16 protein-coding genes are annotated in these 20418 nt (G+C 71.3%); 14 read left to right on the top strand and 2 right to left on the bottom strand.

Annotated elements, in window-relative coordinates; translation table 11 throughout:
• Positions 1-42 precede the first annotated feature (42 nt).
• The 14 genes from M8H82_RS13315 to M8H82_RS13250 all read left to right on the top strand — a co-directional run bounded on the left by M8H82_RS13315 (position 43) and on the right by M8H82_RS13250 (position 16690).
• Positions 43-1380 (top strand): OFA family MFS transporter, encoded by a 1338-nt coding sequence (locus tag M8H82_RS13315; RefSeq protein ID WP_250073396.1) that lies wholly within the window; start codon positions 43-45, stop codon positions 1378-1380.
• Positions 1381-1709: 329 nt separating this feature from the next.
• Positions 1710-2648, top strand: a complete 939-nt coding sequence (locus M8H82_RS13310; protein ID WP_250073395.1) for a beta-ketoacyl-ACP synthase III — start codon at positions 1710-1712, stop codon at positions 2646-2648.
• A 157-nt stretch (positions 2649-2805) separates the two neighbouring features.
• The gene (locus tag M8H82_RS13305) at positions 2806-3483 is read left to right on the top strand and encodes a GntR family transcriptional regulator (RefSeq protein WP_250073394.1); all 678 of its coding nucleotides are present in this window, start codon (positions 2806-2808) and stop codon (positions 3481-3483) included.
• Between the two features lie 217 nt (positions 3484-3700).
• Positions 3701-4882, top strand: a complete 1182-nt coding sequence (locus M8H82_RS13300; RefSeq protein WP_250073392.1) for an ROK family transcriptional regulator — start codon at positions 3701-3703, stop codon at positions 4880-4882.
• An 83-nt stretch (positions 4883-4965) separates the two neighbouring features.
• Positions 4966-6483, top strand: coding sequence for a sugar ABC transporter ATP-binding protein (locus M8H82_RS13295; protein ID WP_250073391.1), 1518 nt, complete (start codon positions 4966-4968; stop codon positions 6481-6483).
• Positions 6480-7499 (top strand): ABC transporter permease, encoded by a 1020-nt coding sequence (locus tag M8H82_RS13290; RefSeq protein ID WP_250073389.1) that lies wholly within the window; start codon positions 6480-6482, stop codon positions 7497-7499. The genes M8H82_RS13295 and M8H82_RS13290 overlap by 4 nt, the downstream gene beginning before the upstream one ends.
• A gap of 17 nt (positions 7500-7516) precedes the next feature.
• A complete protein-coding gene (locus tag M8H82_RS13285; protein ID WP_250073387.1) occupies positions 7517-8554 on the top strand; it encodes a substrate-binding domain-containing protein in 1038 nt (345 codons plus the stop codon).
• A 49-nt stretch (positions 8555-8603) separates the two neighbouring features.
• Complete coding sequence (locus M8H82_RS13280; protein WP_374211655.1) at positions 8604-9872, top strand: Gfo/Idh/MocA family protein; 1269 nt, start codon at positions 8604-8606, stop codon at positions 9870-9872.
• Positions 9873-9886: 14 nt separating this feature from the next.
• Complete coding sequence (locus M8H82_RS13275; RefSeq protein ID WP_250073386.1) at positions 9887-10885, top strand: sugar phosphate isomerase/epimerase; 999 nt, start codon at positions 9887-9889, stop codon at positions 10883-10885.
• Between the two features lie 43 nt (positions 10886-10928).
• Positions 10929-11354 carry a ThuA domain-containing protein gene (locus M8H82_RS36765; protein WP_374211654.1) on the top strand — a complete coding sequence of 142 codons (426 nt, stop codon included), beginning with the start codon at positions 10929-10931 and terminating at the stop codon, positions 11352-11354.
• Positions 11355-11447: 93 nt separating this feature from the next.
• On the top strand, positions 11448-12665 hold the full coding sequence (locus M8H82_RS13265) for an inositol-3-phosphate synthase (RefSeq protein WP_250073385.1): 1218 nt from the start codon (positions 11448-11450) through the stop codon (positions 12663-12665).
• Between the two features lie 336 nt (positions 12666-13001).
• Positions 13002-14159, top strand: a complete 1158-nt coding sequence (eboE, locus tag M8H82_RS13260; RefSeq protein WP_250073384.1) for a metabolite traffic protein EboE — start codon at positions 13002-13004, stop codon at positions 14157-14159.
• Complete coding sequence (locus tag M8H82_RS13255; RefSeq protein ID WP_250073383.1) at positions 14156-15565, top strand: nucleotide pyrophosphatase/phosphodiesterase family protein; 1410 nt, start codon at positions 14156-14158, stop codon at positions 15563-15565. The genes eboE and M8H82_RS13255 overlap by 4 nt, the downstream gene beginning before the upstream one ends.
• Positions 15566-15646: 81 nt before the next feature.
• Positions 15647-16690, top strand: coding sequence for a sugar phosphate isomerase/epimerase (locus M8H82_RS13250; protein ID WP_250073382.1), 1044 nt, complete (start codon positions 15647-15649; stop codon positions 16688-16690).
• 71 nt (positions 16691-16761) lie between these two features.
• On the opposite strand, the gene M8H82_RS13245 is transcribed toward M8H82_RS13250, so the two are convergent.
• Both M8H82_RS13245 and M8H82_RS13240 read right to left on the bottom strand, forming a co-directional pair.
• Complete coding sequence (locus tag M8H82_RS13245; protein ID WP_250073381.1) at positions 16762-18147, bottom strand: OFA family MFS transporter; 1386 nt, start codon at positions 18145-18147, stop codon at positions 16762-16764.
• A 122-nt stretch (positions 18148-18269) separates the two neighbouring features.
• On the bottom strand, positions 18270-20414 hold the full coding sequence (locus M8H82_RS13240; protein WP_250073380.1) for an acetate--CoA ligase family protein: 2145 nt from the start codon (positions 20412-20414) through the stop codon (positions 18270-18272).
• Positions 20415-20418: the final 4 nt, after the last annotated feature.

The following is a 20418-nucleotide window of genomic DNA, read 5'->3' as shown; positions in this document are numbered from 1 at the left end:
GTCGCTTCTCAACTCCCGCCCCGGTTCCTAGCGTTCGGGATCATGAGTCCCCCCGTCGCGCCGCCGGGCTGGAGCCGCTGGCTGGTTCCCCCTGCCGCTCTCTCGGTCCACCTCTCCATCGGCCAGGCCTACGCCTGGTCCGTGTTCAAACCGCCCCTGGAATCCGCGCTCGGCCTCAGCGGCACCCAGAGCGCCCTGCCCTTCCAGCTGGGCATCGTCATGCTGGGCCTGTCCGCCGCGTTCGGCGGCACGCTCGTCGAACGCAACGGCCCGCGCTGGGCGATGACCGTCGCCCTGTGCTGCTTCTCCTCCGGCTTCCTGATCTCCGCGCTCGGCGCGGCCACCGAGCAGTACTGGCTGATCGTCCTCGGCTACGGCTTCGTCGGCGGGATCGGCCTCGGCATCGGCTACATCTCGCCCGTCTCCACGCTGATCAAGTGGTTCCCGGACCGGCCCGGCATGGCCACCGGCATCGCCATCATGGGATTCGGCGGCGGCGCGCTGATCGCCTCGCCGTGGTCCGCGCAGATGCTGGAGTCCTTCGGCGACGACTCCTCCGGCATCGCGCTCGCCTTTCTGGTGCACGGCCTGTCGTACGCGGTGTTCATGTCGCTGGGTGTCCTCCTGGTCAGGGTGCCGCGCACCGAACCCGCGAGGCGGGACACCGGGACGGCCGCCCCCACCGGCCCACGGGTGACCGCGCGACAAGCCATCCGCACCCCCCAGTTCTGGTGTCTGTGGGTCGTGCTCTGCATGAACGTGACCGCGGGCATCGGCATCCTGGAGAAGGCCGCGCCGATGATCACGGACTTCTTCGCGGACACCTCGACAACGGTGTCGGCGACCGCCGCGGCCGGCTTCGTCGCCCTGCTGTCGGCCGCCAACATGGCCGGCCGCATCGGCTGGTCGTCCACCTCCGACCTGATCGGGCGGAAGAACATCTACCGCCTCTACCTGGGCGTCGGCGCGCTGATGTACGCCGCCATCGCCCTGTTCGGCGACTCCTCCAAGCCGCTGTTCATCCTGTGCGCCCTGGTGATCCTCTCCTTCTACGGCGGCGGCTTCGCGACGATCCCCGCCTATCTGAAGGACCTCTTCGGCACCCACCAGGTCGGCGCGATCCACGGCCGGCTGCTCACCGCCTGGTCCACCGCCGGCGTCCTCGGACCGCTGATCGTGAACTGGATCGCCGACCGGCAGGAGGAGGCGGGCCGCACCGGAGCCTCCCTGTACGGCCTGTCCTTCGCCATCATGATCGGCCTGCTGGTCGTCGGCCTCGTCGCCAACGAACTGGTCCGGCCCGTCCACCCCCGCCACCACGTCCCCGCACCCCGGCAGGAGGCCGCCGATGCCGCACGACAGCAGCCGAAGTCGGCCTGACCGGCGCGGACTGATCGCCTTCGCCTGGCTGTGGGTGGGGGCACCGCTCTGCTACGGGCTCTACGAACTCGTCCGGAAGGCGACACAGCTGTTCACCGGATAGACGGTCGGGGCACCCGCTCGCCGGACGGGCACCGGGGCGCCTGCTCGCCGGACAGGAGCCGCGGCGCCTGGCGCCTGCTCACCGGACAGGAGTCACAGCGCCCGAGGGGCTGACCGAAGCCGACAACCCGGGCGCCCTATTCCTGTGACTTCACCTGCCGCCGTACCGGTGAGTCACTGATCAGACTGGTGGATCCCGCTACCCGAGCAACAAGGGGGACCATCCGATGAACGGCTCGCGCATCGCCGCGCTCGGCCATTACCAGCCGGCCAGGGTACTCACCAACGAGGACCTGGCCGGCCTGGTCGACACCAGCGACGAGTGGATCACGTCCCGGGTGGGCATCCGCACCCGCCACATCGCCGGGCCCGACGAACCCGTGGACGAGCTGGCCGCGCACGCCGCCGCCAAGGCCCTCGCGGCGGCGGGCCTCGCCCCGTCCGACATCGACCTGGTGCTGGTGGCCACCTCCACCGCCGTCGACCGCTCCCCGAACATGGCCGCGCGCGTCGCCGCCCGGCTCGGCATCCCCTCGCCCGCCGCGATGGACGTCAACGTCGTCTGCGCCGGTTTCACCCACGCCCTGGCCACCGCCGACCACACCGTCCGCGCGGGCGGCGCCACCCGCGCCCTGGTGATCGGCGCCGACAAGATGTCCGACGTGGCCGACTGGACCGACCGCACGACCTGTGTGCTCGTCGGCGACGGGGCGGGGGCCGCCGTCGTGGAGGCGTCGGAGGAGCCCGGCATCGGACCGGTGAGGTGGGGATCGGTGCCCGAGATGGGGCACGCCGTGCGGATCGAGGGGACGCCGTCGCGGTTCGCGCAGGAGGGGCAGAGCGTCTACCGCTGGGCCACCACCCAGCTGCCCTCCGTCGCCCGGCAGGCCTGCGAGCGGTCCGGGCTCGCCCCCGCCGACCTCGCCGCGGTCGTGCTGCACCAGGCCAACCTGCGGATCATCGAACCCCTCGCGCAGAAGATCGGCGCGGTCAACGCGGTGGTGGCGAAGGACGTGTCCGAGTCCGGCAACACCTCCGCCGCGAGCATCCCGCTGGCCTTCTCCAAGCTGGTCGAGCGCGGTGAGATCACCACCGGCGACCCGGTGCTGCTGTTCGGCTTCGGCGGGAACCTCTCGTACGCCGGGCAGGTCGTCCGCTGCCCCTGACACCGGTGTGACCCGGCCCACTCCCGCCGTTGCGACCAGGCCGCTTCCGCCGGTGTGACGAGGCCAACTCCCCCTCTCCCTGGCCCCGGAGCGCCGTAGACTGTAGACGAAAGACAATTCATACTGTGCTGTCCGACGGCTCTGGAGGGGGACCGCGATGTTGTCGACAGGACTTCCGCAGGGGGCGGTGCCCAAGCTCGAACGGCCCGGGCCGCTGCGGGACCGTGTCTACGAGGCCCTGCTCGAACTCATCACCACCCGCGCCCTGCGCCCCGGCCAGCATCTGGTCGAGAGCGAACTCGCGGGCCACCTCGGGGTGTCCCGGCAGCCGGTGCGCGAGGCGCTGCAACGCCTGAACACCGAGGGCTGGGTCGATCTGCGGCCCGCCCAGGGCGCCTTCGTGCACGAGCCCACCGAGGAGGAGGCCGACCAGCTCCTCACCGTGCGCACCCTGCTGGAGGCCGAGGCCGCCCGGCTCGCCGCCGCCAACGCCGGAGCCGCCGGGATCGCCGCCCTGGAGGAACTGTGCGCCGAGGGCGAGCGCGCGGTGGAGGCGGACGACGTGGACGGCGCCGTCGCGATCAACGCCCGCTTCCACGCCAAGGTCATGGAACTCGCGGGCAACGCCGTCCTCGCCGAACTCGCCGCCCAGGTGGACCGCCGGGTGCGGTGGTACTACACACCGGTGGCCCGGCAGCGCGGCCGGCAGTCCTGGATCGAGCACCGGGGGCTGATCGCGGCGATCTCCGAGCGCGACCAGCAGCGCGCCACCGCGCTCATGCGCGAACACACCGAGCACACCAGGACCTCGTACCACGCCCGCCAGCAGTCCTGACGGTCACAAGGCGTGGGCGTGCTCCCGCGCCCGGTCCTCGACGGCGCGCCCATCCTGCGGGGCCGGGGCGGACAGCACCCGGCTTTGTCCTCTCAGTGGCGGAAGTCGACGCCAATTCGTGCACAGATTCTTCCCAGCCACGGCGGCCACTGCTACGTTCCCCTCCAAAGCCCGGCAACTGGTGGCCGAAACAGGCGGGGAGGGGCACGTGAGACGTATGACGGCGCGACCCGCGAACGCCCATCAGGCCCGGCTGCTCAAGCTGTTGCGCGACGGGGGGCCCAACTCCCGTGCGCAGCTGGGCGATCAGGTCGACCTGTCACGGTCCAAGCTGGCCGTGGAGGTGGACCGGCTGCTGGAGACGGGCCTGGTCGTGGCCGACGGACTCGCCGCCTCGCGCGGCGGCCGGCGCTCCCACAACATCCGGCTCAACCCGGGGCTCCGCTTCCTCGGCGTCGACATCGGCGCGACCTCGGTCGACGTCGCCGTCACCAACGCCGAACTGGAGATCCTCGGACACCTCAACCACCCGATGGACGTGCGCGAGGGCCCGGTCGCGGTCTTCGAGCAGGTCCTCGCCATGGCCGCCAAGCTGCGCGCGACCGGGCTGGCGGAAGGGTACGACGGCGCCGGCATCGGCGTCCCGGGCCCGGTCCGCTTCCCCGAGGGCGTGCCGGTCGCGCCGCCGATCATGCCGGGCTGGGACGGCTTCCCCGTACGGGAGGCCCTCAGCCAGGATCTCGGCTGCCCGGTCATGGTCGACAACGACGTGAACCTGATGGCGATGGGGGAGCAGCACGCGGGCGTCGCACGCTCCGTGAACGACTTCCTCTGCGTCAAGATCGGCACCGGTATCGGCTGCGGCATCGTCGTCGGCGGCGGTGTCCACCGCGGTGCGACGGGCAGCGCCGGCGACATCGGGCACATCCAGGCAGTACCCGACGGCAGGCCCTGCGCCTGCGGCAACCGGGGCTGCCTGGAGGCCCACTTCAGCGGGGCCGCCCTCGCCCGGGACGCCGTGGAGGCGGCCCAGCAGGGGCGGTCGGCCGAACTCGCCACACGGCTGGAGGCGAACGGCGGACTCAGCGCCGTCGATGTCGCCGCCGCTGCCGCCGCGGGGGACGCCACCGCCCTCGATCTGATCCGCGAGGGCGGCGACCGCACCGGCCAGGTCATCGCCGGTCTGGTCAGCTTCTTCAACCCGGGCCTGGTGGTGATCGGCGGCGGGGTGACCGGCCTCGGCCACACCCTGCTCGCCGCGATCCGCACCCAGGTCTACCGCCAGTCGCTGCCGCTGGCGACCGGCAACCTGCCCATCGTGCTGGGGGAACTGGGCCCCACCGCCGGAGTCATCGGCGCGGCCCGGCTCATCAGCGACCACCTCTTCTCACCCGCGTAACCGACCTCGGTACGAGCCCTTCCCGTACGACCCTCAGCTCCGCCCTGCCCTGAACCGGCCCGCACGCCCGCCTAGGGGAGCTCATGGCACCAGAACCACCGCTGCTCAGCATGTCCGGAATCACCAAGTCGTTCCCCGGGGTCCGGGCCCTCGACGGAGTCGACCTCGATGTCCAGGCCGGCGAGGTGCACTGTCTGCTCGGCCAGAACGGGGCCGGGAAGTCCACCCTGATCAAGGTCCTGGCCGGCGCCCACCAGCCCGACACCGGCACCATCCGCTGGCGCGGCGAGGACGTCACCCTGCGCTCCCCGATCGCCGCCATGCGCCTGGGCATCGCCACCATCTACCAGGAACTCGACCTGGTCGAGCACCTGTCGGTGGCCGAGAACGTCTACCTCGGTCACGAACCGACGGCCGCCGGTTTCGTCGTACGCCGCAGGACCGCCCGCACGCGGACCGCGCAGATGCTCCAGCGGCTCGGGCACCCGGAGATCGAACCGGGGCGGCTGGTGGGGGAGTTGTCGGCGGCCCAGCAGCAGATCGTCTCCATGGCGCGGGCGCTCTCCCACGACGTACGGCTGATCGTGATGGACGAGCCGTCCGCCGCCCTGGACCCCGACGAGGTCGACAACCTCTTCCGGATCGTCGGCGACCTGACCGCCGACGGGGTCGCCGTCGTCTACATCTCCCACCGGCTGGAGGAGATCCGGCGCATCGGCGACCGGGTGACCGTGCTCAAGGACGGCCGGGCCGTGGCGGTGGGACTGCCGGCGAAGTCGACGCCCACCCGGGACGTCGTGGCGCTGATGACGGGCCGCAACGTCGAGTACGTCTTCCCCGACCGGCCCGTGGGCGTGGCGGGCGGCACACCCGTGCTGCAGGTCCAGGGGCTGGCCCGCGAGGGCGAGTTCGAGCCGCTGGACCTGGAGGTGCGGCCCGGGGAGATCGTCGGGCTCGCCGGACTGGTCGGCTCCGGCCGGTCCGAGATCCTGGAGACGATCTACGGGGCGCGCAAGCCCTCGGCAGGCCAGGTCCTCGTCGACGGACGGGCGTTGGGGCCGGGCAGCGTGCGTGCCGCCGTCCGGGCCGGACTCGGCCTCGCCCCCGAGGAACGCAAGGCGCAGGCCCTGCTGATGCTGGAGTCCGTCACCCGCAATGTCTCGGTCTCCTCCATGTCCCGCTTCGCGCACGCCGGCTGGATCGACCGGGGGGCCGAACTGGGCGCCGCGCGGGCCGCGACGCGCGAGCTGTCCCTGCGGCCCGACAACCCCGCGGTGCCGGTGCGCACCCTGTCCGGCGGCAATCAGCAAAAGGCCGTCCTGGCGCGCTGGCTGCTGCGCGGCTGCCGGGTACTGCTCCTGGACGAACCCACCCGCGGCGTCGACGTCGGCGCCCGCGCCGAGCTCTACGCGGTGGTCCGGCGCCTCGCCGACGAAGGACTCGCCGTGCTGCTCGTCTCCAGCGAGGTGCCCGAGGTGCTGGGCCTCGCCGACCGTGTCCTGGTCCTGCGCGAAGGGCGGGTCGTGCACACCGCGTCCGCCCGCGACCTCGACGAACACCGTGTCCTCGACCTCGTCATGGAAGGAAGCCCGGCGTCATGACGCAGCACGCGTCCCCACCGAGGGACGGCACCGGCAAGACCGCACCCATGGCCCAACCCCCCGCCTGGCGGGGCATGATGGCCCGCGCCGACGTCCGCACCCTCTCCCTGCTCGGGGTGCTCGCCGTGCTCGTCGTCATCGGCGGCATCACCAAGCCGGACGAGTTCCTCGACACCCGCAACCTCCAACTCGTCCTCACCCAGGCCTCCGTCATCGGTGTCGTCACCGTCGGCATGACCTTCGTGATCACCTCCGGCGGCATCGACCTGTCGGTCGGCGCGATCGTCGCCCTGGCCTCGGTATGGGCGACCACGGTGGCGACCCAGGACTACGGCTTCGGCGGCGTCCTGTTCACCTCGGTCCTGGTCGGCGTCGGCTGCGGCCTGGTCAACGGCCTGCTCATCGCGTACGGCGGGATGGTGCCGTTCATCGCGACGCTCGCCATGTTCGCCTCGGCGCGCGGTCTCGCCCTCCAGATCACTGACGGCAAGACCCAGATCGTCACCATCCCGAGCATCCTCGACCTCGGTGAACGCGACGCCTACGTGTTCGGCATCCCGCCGCTCGTCATGGTCTTCGCCGTCGTCACCGTCATCGGCTGGCTGATCCTGAACCGCACCACGTTCGGCCGCCGCACGGTCGCCGTCGGCGGCAACGCCGAGGCCGCCCGGCTGGCCGGCATCGACGTCCGCCGCCAGCGCCTCTACCTCTACCTGCTGTCCGGACTGTGCTGCGGCATCGCCGCCTTCCTGCTGATCATCCTGTCCGGATCCGGTCAGAACACCAACGGCAACCTCTACGAACTCGACGCCATCGCCGCCGCGATCATCGGCGGCACGCTGCTCAGCGGCGGCCGCGGCACCATCACCGGCGCCGTGCTCGGCGTCCTCATCTTCACCACGATCACCAACATCTTCGCCCTGAACAACCTGCAGAGCGACGTCCAGCAGATCGCCAAGGGCGCGATCATCGTCGCCGCCGTGCTGGTCCAGCGCCGTACCGCGAGCACGACCTGAGGAAAGGGTTCACCGCCATGCCAGAGTTCACCAGTCGCAGAGGACTGCTCTTCGGCACCGCCGCCGTGGGAGCGGGTGCCCTCCTCGCGGGCTGCACCAGCAACGAGTCCGACGACGAACCGGCCGCCAACGACCAGCCGGCCGCCGACGACAAGCCCGGCAAGCCCGTCACCATCGGCTTCGCCGGCCCTCAGGCCGACCACGGCTGGCTCAACGCCATCAACGACAACGCCAAGAACCGGGCGAAGAAGTACTCCGACGTCACCCTGGAGATCACCGAGGGCTCCAACGACACCGCCCAGCAGATCGGCCAGATCGAGACACTGATCAACAAGAAGGTCGACGTCCTGGTGATCCTGCCGGCCGACGGCAAGGCGCTCACCCAGGTCGGCCTGAAGGCGATGCGGGCGGGCATCCCGGTCGTCAACCTGGACCGCATCTTCAACTCCCCGCAGGCGTACCGCTGCTGGATCGGCGGCGACAACTACGGCATGGGCCTGAACGCCGGCCACTACATCGGCGAGAAGCTCAAGGGGAAGTCCGGGGCGCGGGTGATCGAACTGGCGGGCCTGGACAACCTGGAGCTCACCCAGCAGCGCACCCAGGGCTTCGACGACGCCCTGAAGAACTACCCCAACATCAAGAAGGTGGCCCGCCAGGCCGCCGAGTTCACGGTCGAGTCCGGGCAGGCCAAGATGGCCCAGCTGCTGCAGGCCCAGTCGAAGTTCGACGCCCTGTGGAACCACGACGACGACCAGGGCGTGGGCGCGCTGCGCGCCATCGAGCAGGCCGGACGCGACGACTTCCTGATGGTCGGCGGCGCGGGCGCGCTCTCCGCCTTCCAGGCCATCAAGCAGGACGACGGCGTCCTCAAGGCGACCGTGCTCTACCCGCCCACCATGGCGGCCTCCGCGATCGACCTCGCCCGTGCGCTCGGCCAGGGCAAGGGGGTCGGCGGCCTCGCCGAGTTCGAGATCCCGGCGTCGCTGACCCTGTACTCGGCCGTCGTCGACAAGGACAACGTCGACCAGTACATGCCCACCGGCTTCAAGTAGGCCGCCGTCCGCCGGCCGCCGCTCCCACGAGTTCGAGGAGGACACGCGCATGTCAGAAGGGCCTGAGGTGGATCCTGGGGTGGATGCCGGGGTTGATGCCGGGGTGGATCCTGAGGTGGTGCCTGGGGTGGTTCCTGGGGTGGGGAAGCCGCCGCTTCGGATCGGCATGGTCGGCTACGCGTTCATGGGCGCCGCCCACTCCCAGGGGTGGCGCACCGCGGGGCGCGTCTTCGACCTGCCCCGGCGGCCCGTGCTGGCCGCGATCTGCGGACGGGACGCGGCCGCGGTGCGCACGGCGGCCGACCGGCACGGATGGGCGGCGGCCGAGACCGACTGGCGTGCGCTGATCGCCCGGGACGACGTCGACCTCGTCGACATCTGCACCCCCGGCGACAGCCACGCCGAGATCGCCGTCGCCGCCCTCGCCGCCGGAAAGCACGTCCTGTGCGAGAAGCCTCTGGCCAACACGGTGGAGGAGGCCGTGATGATGGCCCGCGCGGCCGAAGAGGCATACAGGCGGGGTCAGTTGTCGATGGTCGGCTTCAACTACCGCCGGGTGCCCGCGACCGCTCTCGCCCGGCGGATGGTCGCCGAGGGGCGGATCGGCAGGCTGCGGCACGTGCGGGTGACGTACCTCCAGGACTGGCTGGTGGACGCCGGGTTCCCGCTGACCTGGCGGCTGCGCAGGGAGCACGCCGGTTCCGGCTCGCTCGGCGACCTCGGTTCGCACATCGTGGACCTCGCGCAGTACGTGGCGGGGGAGAAGCTGGCCGGCGTCTCCGCCCTCACCGAGACCTTCGTCCGCGAACGGCCGCTGCCGGGCGGTGCCGTGCAGGGGCTGTCCGCCGTCTCGGCCGACGGGAGCACCGGCCAGGTCACCGTGGACGACGCGGCCCTGTTCACCGCCCGCTTCACCTCCGGCGCCGTCGCCTCCTTCGAGGCGACCCGCTACGCCACCGGCCGCAAGAACGCCCTGCGCCTCGAACTCAACGGCTCCAAGGGCTCGTTGGCCTTCGACCTGGAGCGGCTCAACGAACTGTCCTTCCATGACGGTACGGAGCCCGCGGCTCAGGGCGGCTTCCGCCGCATCCTCGTCACCGAGCCCGAGCACCCCTACCTCGACGCCTGGTGGCCGCCGGGCCACGGCCTCGGCTACGAGCACACCTTCGTCCACCAGGCCCGCGACCTCGTCCACGCCATCGCCGAGGGCCGGCAGCCCGACCCGTCCTTCGCCGACGGGCTCCAGGTGCAGCGCGTCCTCGCGGCGGTGGAGGAGAGCGCCGAGAAGAACTCCGTCTACACCCCCATAGCGGTCTGAGGAGGCCCCCGGCCATGCCGCGCACCTTCACGCTCTTCACCGGTCAGTGGGCAGATCTGCCGCTGGAGGAGGTCTGCCGTCTGGCCCGCGACTTCGGCTACGACGGTCTGGAACTCGCCTGCTGGGGCGATCACTTCGAGGTCGACAAGGCCCTGTCCGACCCCGGGTACCTGGACTCGCGGCATCAGCTGCTGGAGAAGTACGGCCTGAAGTGCTGGGCGATCTCCAATCACCTGACCGGGCAGGCGGTGTGCGACGCCATCATCGACGAGCGTCACCAGGCGATCCTGCCCGGCGCGGTGTGGGGCGACGGTGTTCCGGAAGGGGTGCGGCAGCGGGCGGCGGAGCGGATGAAGGACACCGCCCGGGCCGCGGCGGCGTTCGGTGTGGAAACCGTCATCGGCTTCACCGGGTCGGCGATCTGGCATCTGGTGGCGATGTTCCCGCCCGCCTCCGAGGCGATGATCGAGCGCGGTTACGAGGACTTCGCGCAGCGCTGGAACCCGATCCTGGACGTCTTCGACGCCGAGGGCGTCCGTTTCGCCCACGAGGTCCACCCCGGCGAGATCGCCTACGACTACTGGACCACCCGGCGCGCTCTGGAGGCGGTCGGTCACCGCCCGGCCTTCGGCCTGAACTTCGACCCCTCGCACTTCGTGTGGCAGGACCTGGACCCGGTCGGTTTCCTCTACGACTTCCGGGACCGGATCTACCACGTGGACTGCAAGGAGGCCCGCAAGCGCCTGGACGGCCGCAACGGGCGTCTGGGCTCCCACCTGCCCTGGGGCGACCCGCGCCGCGGCTGGGACTTCGTCTCCGCGGGCCACGGTGATGTGCCGTGGGAGGACGTGTTCCGGATGCTGCGCTCCATCGGCTACCAGGGCCCGATCTCGGTGGAGTGGGAGGACGCCGGCATGGACCGCCTCCAGGGCGCCCCTGAGGCGCTGGCCGGCTTGAAGGCGTACGACTTCGAGGCCCCGTCGGCCTCCTTCGACGCCGCCTTCGGCAACTGACGCCGACGCCACCGCCACCACCGGCTGAGAGGGGGAGCACGCGATGCGGTCAACGGTCCGCCTGGCGACGGTCGTCGCGGGGACGAGCCTGCTCTCCGGCTGCGTGTCGGGACCGGCGCCGTCCTCGGGGGAGTCCTCCGGCGAGCGGGTCCTGGTCTTCTCCAAGACGGCCGGCTTCCGGCACGGCTCCATCCCCGTGGGCGTGGCGGCCGTCAAGGAACTCGGCGCCACGGCCGGCCTCACCGTCGACGCCACCGAGGACGCCGCCGCGTTCACGCACGACAACCTCCGCCGCTACGACTTCACCAACGCCGACCCGGCCCGGAGCCTGCGGGACGGGCACATCGGCATCCAGAACCACGGATCCGGCGACCAGGTGTCCTTCCGGAACGTCCGAATCAAGGAACTGCCCGCCCGGCTCAAGGAACTGCCTGTCCGGATCAAGAAGCTGCCCGTCCAGGGCGACTGAGCGACGGCGGGCGGGGGACGCCGGACCCCCGCCCGCCGTCTTGACCCCCTCCGGGGGAGCACCGGGGTTACGCACACGACAAGGAGGCTGCCCATGTCCGTGTCCCGTTCCGGATCCCGAGTCGGAGTGTGGCTGATCGGGGCGCGCGGCTCCGTCGCCACCACGGTCGTAGCGGGCTGCGCCGCGGTCTGCGCGGGGCTGCGTCCGCCGACGGGCATGGTCACGGCAACCCCGCCCTTCGCCTCCGCGGGGCTGCCCCCGCTGCCCTCCCTCGTCTTCGGCGGCCACGACACCGTGGACAGCCCGCTCCCCAAGCGTGCCGAGGAACTGGCGGCGGGCGGCGTGCTGCCGCACGGCCTCCCGGCCACCGTGGCGTCCGAACTGGCCGCCGCCGAACGGGAGATCAGACCCGGCGGCCCCCTCCCCGGCGACACCCGGGACCCCGAAGCGCTGATCACCGCCTTCGCCGCCGACATCCAGGACTTCGTACGACGACTCGGCCTCACCCGGGCGGTCGTGGTGAACCTGGCCTCGACCGAACCCGCACCCACCGGCCGGGCCCTCCCGCCCAGCAGCCTGTACGCGGCGGCGGCCCTGCGCGCGGGCTGCCCGTACGTCAACTTCACCCCGTCCACCGGCCTGCACCACCCCGCACTCGCCACCAGCGCCGCCGAGTCCGGGCTCCCCTACGCGGGGCGGGACGGCAAGACCGGCCAGACCCTGCTCCGGGCCGCACTGGCCCCGATGTTCACCCAACGCGCCCTCGCCGTGCGCGCCTGGTCCGGCACCAACCTCCTCGGCGGCGGCGACGGGGCGGCGCTGGCCGACCCGGCGGCGGCCGCGGCGAAGAACGCCGGCAAGGAACGCGTCCTGGCCGACACCCTCGCCACCCCTCCCGAGGGGGAGGTCCATATCGACGACGTCCCCGCCCTCGGTGACTGGAAGACCGCCTGGGACCACGTGGCCTTCGACGGCTTCCTCGGCACCCGGATGATCCTCCAGACCATCTGGCAGGGCTGCGACTCCGCGCTGGCCGCTCCCCTGGTCCTGGACCTGGCCCGCCTGGTCACCCGCGCCCACGAGAGGGGCCTGTCCGGCCCGCTCGCCGAACTCGGCTTCTTCTTCAAGGACCCGCTGGGGGAGGGCCCGGCAGCACTGGCGGACCAGTACGCGGAGCTGGTCCGGTTCGCGGCGCGGCTGGGGGCGACTGAGGGCGGTGACCCGGAGGAGGCGACTGAGGACGGTGGACGGGAGGGGGTGACTTCCCGGCCGTCCCTGCGGAGCTCATCGACCCCGGTCACCAGCGCCTGACCGTCATGGAACACCCCCCTGCCACTCCCACGCCCGCCCACCCCACGGCACCGATGTCTCCCTTCCGTTCCTCCCCCACGCCGCCCCGGCACCCACCGAGTCCCCCCACCCCGGCGATCCCTCCGCCACCCCCGAAGGGAGCACCCGCGTCCTGGCCCTGACCGAGTCCGACTCCACCCCCTCACCGCACGGCTCGGCCCACCCCCACGGCAAGGAGTCCTGATGCGCATCTTCGGCCCCCACATCCATATGACGTCCAGGACCACCTACGACTACGAGGCCATGCACACCGCGGGCCACGAGGGCAACTCCATCCTGCGCGGCGGGGAGTGAGCGATGCGCTTCCGCCACCCCGACGGCTCCACCGTCCACCTCGCCTACTGCACCAACGTCCACCCCGCCGAGACCCTCGACGGCGTCCTCGCCCAGCTCCGCGATCACTGCGAACCCGTCCGCCGCCGGCTCGGCCGCGACCGCCTCGGCATCGGCCTGTGGCTCGCCCGCGACGCCGCCCACGCCCTGGTCACCGACCCGTCCGCGCTGCGCGGCCTGCGCTGCGAGCTGGACCGCCGCGGCCTTGAGGTCGTCACCCTCAACGGCTTCCCCTATGAGGGCTTCGGCGCCGGAGAGGTCAAGTACCGCGTCTACCGGCCGGACTGGACCGAGCCCGAGCGCCTCGACCACACCACCGCCCTCGCCCGCGTCCTGGCCCGGCTGCTCCCCGACGACGTCGACGAGGGCAGCATCTCCACCCTCCCGCTCGCCTGGCGCACCCGGTCCACCGGCCCGGCCCCCACCGCGCTGCGCAGGCTCGGCGAACGGCTCGACGCGCTGGAGGAACTCACCGGCCGTTCCCTCCGCATCGGCCTGGAACCGGAGCCCGGCTGCGTCATCGAGACCACCGGCGACGCGATCGCCCCGCTCACCGCGATCGGCCACCCCCGTATCGGCATCTGCGTCGACACCTGCCACCTCGCCACCTCCTTCGAAGATCCGCACACCGCCCTGGACGCCCTCGTCGCGTCCGGGGTCCCTGTCGTGAAATCCCAGCTCTCCGCAGCCCTGCACGCCGAGCACCCCCACCTCCCCGAAGTGCGCGACGCCCTCGCCGCCTTCGACGAGCCGCGCTTCCTGCACCAGACCCGCACCCGCACCGCCGCCGGCCTGCGCGGCACCGACGACCTCGGCGAGGCCCTCGGCGGCCGGGCGATCCCCTACGGGGCGCCCTGGCGTGCCCACTTCCACGTTCCGCTGCACGCGGCCCCCGCCGCGCCCCTCACCTCCACGCTCCCCGTCCTGAAGGCCGCCCTCGCCCGGCTGGTCGGCGGCCCGCACCCGCTCGCCCGCCATCTGGAGGTCGAGACCTATACCTGGCAGGCACTCCCGCCCGCCCTGCGCCCCGCCACCCGGGCCCAGCTCGCCGACGGCATCGCCGCCGAACTCACCCTGGCCCGCGACCTGCTCACCGACCTCGGCCTGAAGGAGCTCCCGTGAGCACGAGCACCCCACGGACCGCGCCGGGCACCGGCCCCACCCCGCTCCTCGTCCTCGACGTCGTCGGCCTCACCCCCCGTCTCCTCGACCACATGCCCCACCTCAAGCGACTCGCCCGGTCCGGCTCCCGCGCCGCGCTCGGCACAGTCCTGCCGGCCGTCACCTGCGCCGCCCAGTCCACCTTCCTCACCGGCGCCCACCCTTCCGAGCACGGGATCGTCGGCAACGGCTGGTACTTCCGCGAACTCGGCGACGTCCTGCTGTGGCGCCAGCACAACGGCCTGGTCGCCGGCGACAAACTCTGGGACGCCGCCCGCCGCGCCCACCCCGGCTACACCGTCGCCAACATCTGCTGGTGGTACGCGATGGGCGCCGACACCGACTTCACCGTCACCCCCCGCCCGGTCTACTACGCCGACGGCCGCAAGGAACCCGACTGCTACACCCGCCCGGCCGCCCTGCACGACGAACTCACCGACGCACTCGGCACCTTCCCGCTCTTCCACTTCTGGGGGCCCGGCGCCGACCTCGTGTCCAGCCAGTGGATCATCGACGCCACCCGCCACATCATCCGCACCCGGCACCCGGACCTGACGCTCTGCTACCTCCCTCATCTCGATTACGACCTGCAGCGCTTCGGCCCCGACGACCCGCGCTCCCTGCAAGCGGCCACCGACCTGGACACCGCCCTGGCCCCGCTCCTGGACGACGCCCGCGCGGAGGGCCGTACCGTCGTCGCCCTGTCCGAGTACGGCATCACCCGCGTCAGCCGCCCCGTCGACATCAACCGCGCCCTGCGCCGGGCCGGACTCCTCGAAGTCCACACCCAGGACGGCATGGAGTACCTCGACCCGATGGCCTCCCGCGCCTTCGCCGTCGCCGACCACCAGATCGCCCACGTCTACGTGCGCCGCCCGGAAGACATCGACGCGACCCGTGCAGCGCTGGACGGACTGCCCGGACTCGGTCAACTCCTCGACGACGAGGGCAAGAAGGCGCACCATCTCGACCATCCGCGCTCCGGCGAACTCGTCGCCGTCGCGGAGCCGGACGCCTGGTTCACGTACTACTACTGGCTCGACGACGCCCGCGCGCCCGACTTCGCGCGACTGGTCGAGATCCACCGCAAACCCGGCTACGACCCGGTCGAACTGTTCATGGACCCGCTCGACCCCTACGTCAAGGTCAAGGCGGCGACCGCGCTGGCACGCAAGAAACTCGGCATGCGCTACCGCATGGCGGTCGTGCCGCTGGATCCCTCACCTATTCGCGGCAGCCACGGCCGCCTTCCGGCGAGCGACGACGACGGTCCGCTCCTCATCTGCTCCACCCCCCGAGCTGTCGGCGACCGCCTCGCGGCCACCGATGTGAAGTCACTGCTGCTCCAACTCGCCGATCTGTCCTGAGGGATGAACCCCTGAGGTCCGACTGGTCCCAAGTGAAGCACTCACCACTGACAACGGCCTGTGATCACAAGGAGTTCCCGCATGAGCCGCACCTACCGGACCGATCCCGAACTCACCCACCGCCTCAGCAGACGCGGCATGCTCGGCGTCGCCGCGGGCGCGGGCGCAGCCGCCCTGCTGGGCGCCGCGGCGACCCCCGCCACGGCCGCCGCCCCCGGCGCCGCTCCCTCCGCGGCGGGCCGAGGCCGTCCCGTTCTGCCGCCCGGACGGCTCGGCATCCAGCTCTACAGCCTGCGCGACAAGGTCTCCACCCTCGGCTTCGCCCCCGTCTTCGCCGAACTGGAGAAGTACGGCTACGACGAGGTCGAGTTCGCCGGCTACGGCCAGGGCTCGGCGGGCCCGATCACCCTCGCCCAGCTCAAGCGCCTGGCCAGGAACCACGGCCTGAAGCCGATCGGCAGCCACGTCGGCTACTACTCCGACGACCCGAACGCCTACACCTTCGCCCAGAACCTCACCAAGGTCCTCGACGATGCCCAGGCCCTCGGCCTCAAGCACATCGGCACCGCCTCGAACCCGTTCCGCTACGGCTCGACCGTCGACGCCTGGAAGCGCGCCGCCGACGAGTTCAACACCTACGGCGCGGCGGCCAGGGCGCGCGGCATGAAGTTCTACCAGCACAACCACTCCGAGGAGTTCTCCTTCGCCACCGACAACCCCAAGGTCCGCCTCTACGACGTGCTGCTCGCCGAGACCGACCCGGATCTCGTGTACCTGGAGATGGACATCTACTGGGCCTACTCGGGCCAGTTCCGCTTCTCCAAGCGGCCCGACGGCACGCCCGCGCCCTTCGACCCGCTCGACTACGTCCTCAGGCAGCCGCACCGCTACCCGCTGTTCCATGTGAAGGACGGTGTCAGCGACCCGGCGAACACCTACGGCTACCGCATGGTCGACGTCGGCGACGGAGACATCGACTACCAGCGGTTCATCTCCGGGGTGACCCGGCTGCGCGGCGAGCGGCTCGCCCACCACTGGCAGGCCGAGCACGACAACCCGGCCGAGTCCTTCACCTTCGCCCAGCGGTCCAGCGAGCATCTGCACTCGCTGCGCGAGGACTGCTGACGGCCGTACCCGCACGTGAGGAGGCCCTCCCCGTCGCGGGGAGGGCCTCCTCAGGAGGACCTGCCGTCATGTCACGCCGTCTCGTCGCCGAGCGGCTGTGGATTGGGCACGATGCGCTTGTCCTTTTCGCGGCCCGGCGGTGACAGGAACAGGGCCATGAAGCCGGCGAACAACGAGATGGAACCGGCCAGGACGAAGGCACCGGAGTGCCCCCAGGCGCCGACGACCACGGCACCCATGCCCGCTCCCAGGCCGGAGACGAGCTTGGCGCTGTAGACCATGCCGTAGTTGGACGCGTTGTTGTTCTCGCCGAAGTAGTCGGCGGTGAGCGCGGCGAACATCGGGAAGATGGCGCCGCCGCCGAACCCGGAGATGGACGAGAAGATCAGGAACAGCGGAAGGTTCTTCATCTCGGCCGACCAGAGGATGCCGTACTGGGACAGTCCCAGGATCACGCAGACCACCAGCAGGCAGCGCTTGCGGCCGTAGAGGTCGGAGAGCCAGCCGATGACGCCGCGGCCGGTGCCGTTGACGATCGCCTTCAGGGACATGGCCGTGGCCACGATGCCGCCCGCGAACCCCGCCTCCTCGCCGATGTCCACCTGGAAGGCGATGCCGAAGATGTTCACGCCGGACGTGCAGGCCAGGCAGATCCACATCAGGGCCACCCGGCCGGTCTTCCATGCCTCCCGGGGTGTGTACTGGTGCACCGCCGGCGGGTTCATGCGCATCGAGCGGGCCGCGCGGGGGTCCTTCGGCGGGTTGAGCGGGTCGATGGCGGCGGGCCACCAGTTCTTCGGCGGGTCCTTGAAGAAGTACCCGGCGACCCCGACCATTCCGGCCAGGAGGAGACCCACCGAGACCAGGACCCAGCGGAAGTTGGTCAGGTCCATGTAACCGTTGAAGAGGAAGACGAAGGGCACCGAGCCGTAGGCGAAACCGCCGTTGACGAAGCCGGTCTTGCCGCCCTTGCGCTCCGGATACCACTTGCCGACCATGTTGACGCAGGTGGCGTACACCATGCCCGCGCCCATGCCGCTGAACATGCTGAAGCCGATGTACGCGAAGACGACATGCGGCGCGAAGGCCAGCGACAGATAGCCCAGCAGGGTGCCCGTCGCGCCGAGCAGCATCGCCCAGCGGGCCGGGAGTCTGCCGCTCTCACGCAGCTTGCCCGCGGGGAAGGCCACCGCGGCCTGGAAGAAGACCCAGACGGTCATCATCCAGAAGATGTGCATGCTGTTCCACTGGTGCGCGGTGTGCAGTGTGTCCTCGGCGGACGCGAACGCGTACTCCGCGGAGGAGATGCCCATCATGCCGATCCACGGCAGGATCACCATCCACTTGCGCTTGCGCCCCATGATGTCGATGTCGGACTCGCCCACCCGGTAGACGCGTCCGTTCTTGTCGGTCACCTCCCGGTACGCGGCGACCTGAGGAACGTCGGTGGTTGTCACGGCTCGTTGCACCCCTTGCGTCGAAAGTTCTGGCCAGCGCCCCCTGTCCAATGCCTTTCGTGCGCGCACGGGTCCTGGAGCCGGCCGACGCGCACCGTCGGCCGGCCCCGTGCCCCCTCACCTCATGAGCCGCCTCCCAGGAGCCCCGCCGCCCGCGCCCACCGGTACTTCGCGCCGAGCACGGCCACCGGCTGCTCGGTGGTGTACGGGTACGCCACGACCCCTCGCTCGTACAGGTACTGGCAGGCCTCCTCGACCTCGACGTCCCCCGCGAGCGACGCCACCACCGGCTTCTCGATCCCGCGCGCGCGGAACTCGGCCACCACGCGCGCGGTGAGCTCGGCGAAGACCATGGGGGGCGTGACGATGGTGTGCCAGTAGCCGAGGACCAGCGCGTGGATGCGCGGATCCTCCAGACCGAGCCGGATCGTCGCCTCGTACGTCGACGGCGGCTCGCCCCCGGTGATGTCGACCGGGTTGCCCGCGGCCCCGAAGGGCGGGATGAACGTCCGGAACGCCTCGTCCAGGTCGGGCGGGATGTCCATCAGGGTCAGGCCGTTGTCGGTGACCGCGTCGGACAGCAGCACCCCGCTGCCGCCGGCCCCGGTGATGATCACGATGTTGTCGCCCTGGGGGGCGGGCAGCACCGGCAACGCGCGCGCGTACTCCAGCATGTCGTTCAGACCGGGCGCCCGGATGACCCCGGCCTGCCGCAGGATGTCGTCGTAGACGGCGTCGTCGCCCGCGAGCGCCCCGGTGTGCGACCCGGCCGCCCTGGCTCCGGCGGCGGTCCGGCCGGCCTTGAGCACCACGACAGGCTTCTTCGGCACGGTCGCCCGAGCGGCCTCCACGAAGGCCCGGCCGTCCTTGAGGTCCTCCAGGTGCATGGCGATGCACTCGGTGTGCGGGTCCTCCCCGAACCAGGTCAGCAGGTCGTCCTCGTCCAGGTCGGACTTGTTGCCGAGACCGACGATCGCCGACACGCCCGTCTTCGTGGTGCGGGCGAAGCCCAGGATGGCCATGCCGATGCCGCCGGACTGGGACGTCAGCGCCACCCCGCCCTTGACGTCGTAGGGCGTGCAGAAGGTGGCGCACAGGTCGTGCCACGTCGAGTAGTAGCCGTAGATGTTCGGTCCGAGCAGCCGGATGCCGTGCCGTTCGGCGATGGCCACGATCTCGGCCTGGAGCTCGTGTTCCCCGGTCTCGGCGAACCCGGAGGGGATCAGCACGGCGTTGGGGATCTTCTTGCGTCCCACCTCCTCCAGGGCCGAGGCCACGAACTTGGCGGGGATCGCGAAGACCGCCACATCCACCTCACCGACAACGTCCGTGACACTCTTGTACGCCTTGCGGCCCAGAATGTCATCGGCCTTGGGGTTCACCGGATGGATCTCCCCGGCGAAGCCGCCGTCGACGAGGTTGCGCATCACCGAGTTGCCGATCTTGCCCGGTTCGTTGGAGGCGCCGATCACGGCGACCGAGGAGGGCTGCATCAGCCTCCGCATCGAGGTGAGGATCTCCTCGCGCGTGTACGTGCGGCGCGGCGGCGGCTGGTTCTCCGCGAGGATCACCCGGATGTCGGCGGCGACCGCGCTGTCCGGGGTGGCGATCACCGGGTTGAGGTCCACCTCGGCGATCTCGGGGAAGTCGGCGACCAGTTGGGACACCCGGCGGATCTGCTCCGCCAGCGCCCACCGGTCCACGGCCGCCTGGCCGCGCACCCCGCGCAGGATTTCCGCCGCCCGGATCGAGTCCAGCATCGACAGCGCCTCGTCCGCGTCGAGGGGCGCGAGCCGGAAGGTGACGTCCTTGAGGACCTCGACCAGCACCCCGCCGAGCCCGAAGGCGACGACCTTCCCGAACGTCGGATCCGTCACCGCGCCGACGATGACCTCCAGTCCCTTGGGGAGGAGTTCCTGTATCTGGACGCCCGCGATGCGCGCGGACGCGTCGTACGCGCGCGCGTTGTCGACGATGGTGCGGAACGCCGCCCGTACGGCGGCGGCGCCCTCGACGCCGACGATCACTCCGCCGGCGTCGGTCTTGTGCAGGATGTCCGGGGAGACGATCTTCATCACCACCGGTCCGGCGAAGCGCGCCGCGAACGCCACCGCCTCCTCGACGTCGGTGGCGAGCTCCTCCCCGGGTACGGCGATCCCGTACGCGTCGGCGATCACCTTGCCCTCGGGAGCGGTCAGCGCGGTGCGTCCCTCGGCCCGCACGGAGTCGAGGAGCGTGCGCACCCTCAGGGCCCGGTCGTCGGCCATCACG

Origin of the sequence: Streptomyces sp. YS415 (assembly GCF_023544665.1) — a bacterium.
Lineage (GTDB): Bacteria > Actinomycetota > Actinomycetes > Streptomycetales > Streptomycetaceae > Streptomyces.
Note: the sequence above shows the minus strand (reverse complement) of the source record. Positions and strands in the feature narration are given on the sequence as shown.

Coding starts and splice junctions, on each gene's coding strand:
- M8H82_RS13315 (WP_250073396.1), top strand. CDS start 43: ATGAGTCCCCCCGTCGCGCCGCCGGGCTGGAGCCGCTGGCTGGTTCCC.
- M8H82_RS13310 (WP_250073395.1), top strand. CDS start 1,710: ATGAACGGCTCGCGCATCGCCGCGCTCGGCCATTACCAGCCGGCCAGG.
- M8H82_RS13305 (WP_250073394.1), top strand. CDS start 2,806: ATGTTGTCGACAGGACTTCCGCAGGGGGCGGTGCCCAAGCTCGAACGG.
- M8H82_RS13300 (WP_250073392.1), top strand. CDS start 3,701: ATGACGGCGCGACCCGCGAACGCCCATCAGGCCCGGCTGCTCAAGCTG.
- M8H82_RS13295 (WP_250073391.1), top strand. CDS start 4,966: ATGGCACCAGAACCACCGCTGCTCAGCATGTCCGGAATCACCAAGTCG.
- M8H82_RS13290 (WP_250073389.1), top strand. CDS start 6,480: ATGACGCAGCACGCGTCCCCACCGAGGGACGGCACCGGCAAGACCGCA.
- M8H82_RS13285 (WP_250073387.1), top strand. CDS start 7,517: ATGCCAGAGTTCACCAGTCGCAGAGGACTGCTCTTCGGCACCGCCGCC.
- M8H82_RS13280 (WP_374211655.1), top strand. CDS start 8,604: ATGTCAGAAGGGCCTGAGGTGGATCCTGGGGTGGATGCCGGGGTTGAT.
- M8H82_RS13275 (WP_250073386.1), top strand. CDS start 9,887: ATGCCGCGCACCTTCACGCTCTTCACCGGTCAGTGGGCAGATCTGCCG.
- M8H82_RS36765 (WP_374211654.1), top strand. CDS start 10,929: ATGCGGTCAACGGTCCGCCTGGCGACGGTCGTCGCGGGGACGAGCCTG.
- M8H82_RS13265 (WP_250073385.1), top strand. CDS start 11,448: ATGTCCGTGTCCCGTTCCGGATCCCGAGTCGGAGTGTGGCTGATCGGG.
- eboE (WP_250073384.1), top strand. CDS start 13,002: ATGCGCTTCCGCCACCCCGACGGCTCCACCGTCCACCTCGCCTACTGC.
- M8H82_RS13250 (WP_250073382.1), top strand. CDS start 15,647: ATGAGCCGCACCTACCGGACCGATCCCGAACTCACCCACCGCCTCAGC.
- M8H82_RS13240 (WP_250073380.1), bottom strand. CDS start 20,414: ATGGCCGACGACCGGGCCCTGAGGGTGCGCACGCTCCTCGACTCCGTG.